5 protein-coding genes and 2 pseudogenes are annotated in these 4,878 nt (G+C 42.6%); all 7 read left to right on the top strand.

Annotated elements, in window-relative coordinates; all coding sequences use genetic code 11:
* Positions 1–786: hypothetical protein (locus tag MD535_RS25030; RefSeq protein ID WP_265677979.1), on the top strand; the 786-nt coding region annotated here is incomplete at its 5' end.
* Between the two features lie 23 nt (positions 787–809).
* The gene (locus tag MD535_RS25025; RefSeq protein WP_265677977.1) at positions 810–1,754 is read left to right on the top strand and encodes a hypothetical protein; all 945 of its coding nucleotides are present in this window, start codon (positions 810–812) and stop codon (positions 1,752–1,754) included.
* A gap of 43 nt (positions 1,755–1,797) precedes the next feature.
* Positions 1,798–2,052 (top strand): annotated as a pseudogene (locus MD535_RS25020) (PAAR-like domain-containing protein); the annotation flags it as partial.
* 158 nt (positions 2,053–2,210) lie between these two features.
* Positions 2,211–3,170 (top strand): hypothetical protein, encoded by a 960-nt coding sequence (locus MD535_RS25015; protein ID WP_265677976.1) that lies wholly within the window; start codon positions 2,211–2,213, stop codon positions 3,168–3,170.
* 265 nt (positions 3,171–3,435) lie between these two features.
* Positions 3,436–3,891, top strand: a complete 456-nt coding sequence (locus MD535_RS25010) for a hypothetical protein (RefSeq protein ID WP_265677974.1) — start codon at positions 3,436–3,438, stop codon at positions 3,889–3,891.
* A complete protein-coding gene (locus MD535_RS25005; protein WP_265677973.1) occupies positions 3,879–4,127 on the top strand; it encodes a hypothetical protein in 249 nt (82 codons plus the stop codon). Before MD535_RS25010 ends, MD535_RS25005 begins: the two co-directional genes overlap by 13 nt.
* A gap of 118 nt (positions 4,128–4,245) precedes the next feature.
* Positions 4,246–4,878: pseudogene (locus tag MD535_RS25000) on the top strand (hypothetical protein); the annotation flags it as partial.

The raw sequence follows: 4,878 nt of genomic DNA, 5'->3' as shown, positions 1-4,878 counted from the left end.
CTCTACGATTCCAGCTACAAATATAACTTTGAGTCTCAAAAAGCTCGAGCTGAGCGTATGATTGAAAGCTATAAAGAAGACAAAGCCAGATACATAAGCTACCTTTCCGACGCTCAAAAGGAAGGAGATAAAGAAGGAGAGGATATTTTTCGGCGTGGGATAGCTCTCGCAGATAATTCCATTAAAGGTTTCAGCATCTATTTTGAGCAAAACGGTAATGTGACATTGTTTACTCATATGAGAGCGCTGAAGCAACTAGGAAAATTAGATAGCTTTCTCTCAACGACAGGCTTCCTTGCCCTGATGTGCGCTTTATCTTTAGGATCGTGGTTGCTTTTCTTACTCAAACCTCAAGATGCGGAAGTTTACTTTGATCGAAACCGGCAAATTGTCTACTCGTGGCGACATGGAAGGGTTGGTGCGGCGTCATTTGATAAAATGGGGATATTAGAAAATCACCTTGGCTTAAATATCGTATTGCAATTTGAGAACAAGAACCAAGCGGGCTATCGGCCGATGGGGATCATGGGTATTGATATTGGTAAGCTTTCTTTTCATAGAGAAGGTGATATGACTTACCCATTAGCTCAAATCTTAGCGTTTATGGAGCATGGCAAAGAAGCGGTGATTACAGGAGAATCATTTAGAAGGGAGCCAGCAAAATACTTCTTACGTAGGGATAAAAAGCCGGATAACTTTGAACAACGTGTTGAAGCAGCTCTTGCTGCTCAAGATGAGCTCGTTTCCCACTACCAAACAAATCGGGTAAAAGGTCATGCGATATAGGGCTTAATAACAAAGGGAAATAGATGAAACGTCGATTTTTGGGCATGTTTACCACCAAAGCCCAACCTTTTTCAAAGTGGTGGCAGGAATTTCGCTCAGAGGTGATCGTTATTCCAATGGAAGACCCACTTGACCCTATAGTCTCTGTAGATGAAAAGGTGTTAACCGTAAGAACTGGCTACCACAATCGGCGCAACACCATTATTATTCCACTGATGTTGCTGTTTACCTTTATGCCTCTTTATATGTTTTATGATTGGCTGCCTGATTTTGAAAGCCGGCAGGAATATGCATACAAAGCGCTAGCGTCCATTGAGCGGCAAAAGGCTTTAAAACAGCTAAGGTATGGCGCTGAAGAAACCGAAAGGTATGCACGAGCACTACTTAATGAAAATGGTGAGGTTACATGGGCAACATATCTAAGGGCTAAGGAAGTCGAAGGTAGACTTGAGCGCTTCCTCGAAAGTTTTGTTATGATCGGTTCTTTTCTGCTCTTTGGTATTGCTCTTTGGCTCCTTTTCCTTCTAAAACCCAGAGATGCCGAAGTCTACTTTGACCGCGAACGCCAAATTGTTTACAGCTGGCGCCATGGCCGAGTGGGCGCGGCCTACTTTGATAAAATGGGTTTGATTGAGAACCAAGTTGGTATCAATATCGTGTTGCAGTATGAAAACAAAAATCAGAAGGGCTACCGCCCGATGGCGATTGTCGGTATTGATACAGGTAAATTAGGCTTTCATACCGAAGCCGATACCACCTACCCATTAGCACAAATTCTCGCCTTTATGGACCATGGCAAAGAAGCCGTCATCACAGTGCCGTCATTTAATCGCGAACCTGCAAAGTTATTTTGGCGAGTAGATCCTAAGCCAGAAAACTTTGAAGCACGTGTAGATGCAGCATTGAAGGCAGAAGGTGACTTAGTCTATCACTACCAAACCCGTAGGCCCAAAGGGCATGCGATATAGGACTTTAAATGTGGATGAGAGACGTGAAGACATACACTATTAAAGCAATGCTAAATCGGCGGATTTATCGGGTGGTTCAACCTCGGTTAGTGCAGATGGAGGTAATAGCAAAGCGCTAAAAGGCAGTACGTTTTCAAAAAGTAGGGGTGATGCAGGCGGCGATAAGAAAGGTATATCTTCCTGTACTATTGAAGCTGAAGCAGAGTTTATTTCTGCTTCGCCGGATGTGCTCATTGAAGGTAAAGGCGTCGCGCGCCTTTCTGACCAAATGACAATGAACGTGGCCAATACCATGTGTTGGCGCACACGCTTCCGATTGTATTAGAAGAGGGCGAAATACTCTCTGTGTTACTAAGACTGGCACTCCATGAAAATGCTGACCTCTGAAGGCGAACTAGAAAAAACGTATTATGGCATGGTAGACGACAAGCCAAGCAGCATATAACAGGATGAGAAATGAAAAGATCTAATAACCAAGGTTTCTTGGTCAAATATCAATACCCACAGAGGCTCATCAAGTGGCGAGAGTCGCTCTCTTCCCATTTTAAAGCAATTCAGCCTTCAGATGACCCGCAGGAGCCTTTCATGGCAGTCACTGATGATGTTCTATCCGTGCGAGATGCAAAAAACGGGTTGAGATTTGCTTATCTCTTGCCCTTGGTTGTTGGGCTTTGGGTTTTATCATTCCTTTTTGTTGGGAAATTGGGGTCCGACTCTGCTTCAATTCACACTGGTTTAGAAAGGATCGCTAGATATCAAGAAATGGAACTTCAGGGACAATCATTTAGTAGTTATCACCAAGAAAATTATGAATATTACAAATTGATGTTTGGAGAAGATGGCCGTTACTCTCTTTTCGGTTATATAAAAGCGGTACTAGTTCACGGAACTGAGACACAACGTGAGTTTCTGGTTACTTACTCAATTCTTTCGGCGATAGTCTTATCTCTCACCGCATACTTTACGGTGTTTTTCATCAGAACCCCAAAGCCTGCCAATATTTATTTCGATCGAAAACGCCAGATTGTGTATACCTGGTTCTTTGGAAGATTAGCTGCCTGTCGATTCGAGAATTTAGGCTTTCTAGAGCGTAAAACAGGGATGGAGCTTTACCTGTATAGTGAAAATAAGAAGCGTAAAGGCGGCTATGACGTAGTGCCAATCATAGTTCAGCCAACAGGCAAAGTGCACTTCAACACTGAAAAAGATAATGATTACTTCTTAGCGCAAATATTTAACTTCATGGACAATGGAAAGAGCGCCGTCATAACTGGAGAAAGTTTTCGCCGTTCAGAATCACACTCTTACTTCTGTATCGACAAAAGGCCAGAGCCCTTTGAAGAACGATTAGAAAAGTTACTCGAACATGAGCACATTCTTCCTGAACTGTATGCGAATCTTAAAGTTGTGAATTGAGCCATTTCATCACTAAACGCAAACCAAACGGGGTCATATAAGGTCTCATTTGATTTGATGTATGTTCGTACACATCATGGCTCATTTGAAGCTGTACTGGGAGTGAGGCGAAGCATCCCATTAGGTCTTTTTTTGCCTTTATAAGTCGGCGATATACAAGAAATTCCCACTAAATAACGGCGCGTAAAGGGACTTTTCTAAATGGCGGGCGCAATTTCGAGCGGAAGTGATCGTGCTGCCAATGGAAGCCCCATTGGAACCTACCATGTCCGTCAATGATGACATCTTAACCGTCCGTACTGGATTTCATAAACGGAGAAATATGGTTGCGTTACCGTGGTTGATCGTTTCGATTTTTCTTACTTATGTTTGGTCTGAGGCAATACCGGACCTAGCTTGGGAAAAACAATTTGCTATCGATAAAATTGAACTTCGACAGAAAGATAAAGAGCAAATAGAAGAGTGGCTTCTAGAAGCAACAAAGGACAATAATTCAGAAGGCGAGAAATACTATTCAGGTAGAGTTAAAGACTATGACCAATTGATTAAAAGTTATAGGGTTTATGCAGAAAAAGAAGGTGACCTAACCATATTTACCTACCTAGAGATGCCGAGATCTATTTTGATCGACGTCGAGGTATTGTTTACACATGGCGTTGGGGCCGTATTGGCGCTGCACGCTTTGAAGATATCGGGATCAAAGAAAACATGGTGGGGTTGAGTATCTTCCTTCAATTCGAGAACAAGAAGAAGGACGGCTTCTGGTCTTATGCCGTTTGGGGTATCGATGCTGATAAGCTTGTTTTTCATAAAGAAGAAGACCTCACTTACCTACTAGCTCAATTGCTGGCATTTATGGAAAAAGGAAAAGAAGCCGTAATTACTAGCGAGTCATTTCAGCGTGAACCAGCACGCTTTTTCCGGTTCGATGACAAGAAGCCCAACAACTTTGACTAGCGACTAGAAATGGTGCTTGGTGCAAGTGAGAACTTAGTCGAACTCTACAAGAAGAATGTTATTAAACCGTTGGCTATGTAAATACTTTTTTGGACATAATGGAGTGTTGAGAAAATAAATGAATCGCGGCTCTCAAGGAATATTCACAACAAAAGCGCAACCTTTTTCAAAATGGTGGGCGCAATTTCGAGCAGAAGTGATTGTTGTCCCAATGAAAGACCCGCTCGAACCGTTTATGACGGTTAATGACAATCTGTTGACGTTAAGGACTGGTTATCATACTCGCCGAAATACCATTGTCGTGCCATGGATGCTGATGCTAACCATATTAACCCTGTATTTTATCTACGCCTCCAGCTACGAATATGATTTTGAGTCTCACAAAGCTCAGGCTGCGCGTATGATTGAAAGCTATAAAGAAGACAAAGCCAGATACATAAGCTATCTTTCCGACGCTCAAAAGGAAGGGGATAAAGAAGAAGAGGATATTTTTCGGCGCGGGATAGCTCTCGCCGATAATGCCATTAAAGGCTACAGCATCTATTTTGAGCAAGACGGTGATGTGTCATTGTTTACACACATGAGAGCGCTTAAGCAACTTGGAGAGCTAGATCATTTCCTTTCCGGTATTGGTTTTTTTTCTTTCATGGGCGCTTTATCTTTAGGTATGTGGTTGCTTTTCTTGTTGAAACCTCAAGACGCGGAAGTTTACTTTGATAGAAACCGGCAGATTGTCTACTCGTGGCGACAT

It is taken from the genome of Vibrio qingdaonensis (assembly GCF_026191675.1).
Classification (GTDB): domain Bacteria; phylum Pseudomonadota; class Gammaproteobacteria; order Enterobacterales; family Vibrionaceae; genus Vibrio; species Vibrio qingdaonensis.
This window is presented reverse-complemented; position numbering and strand designations above follow the sequence as displayed.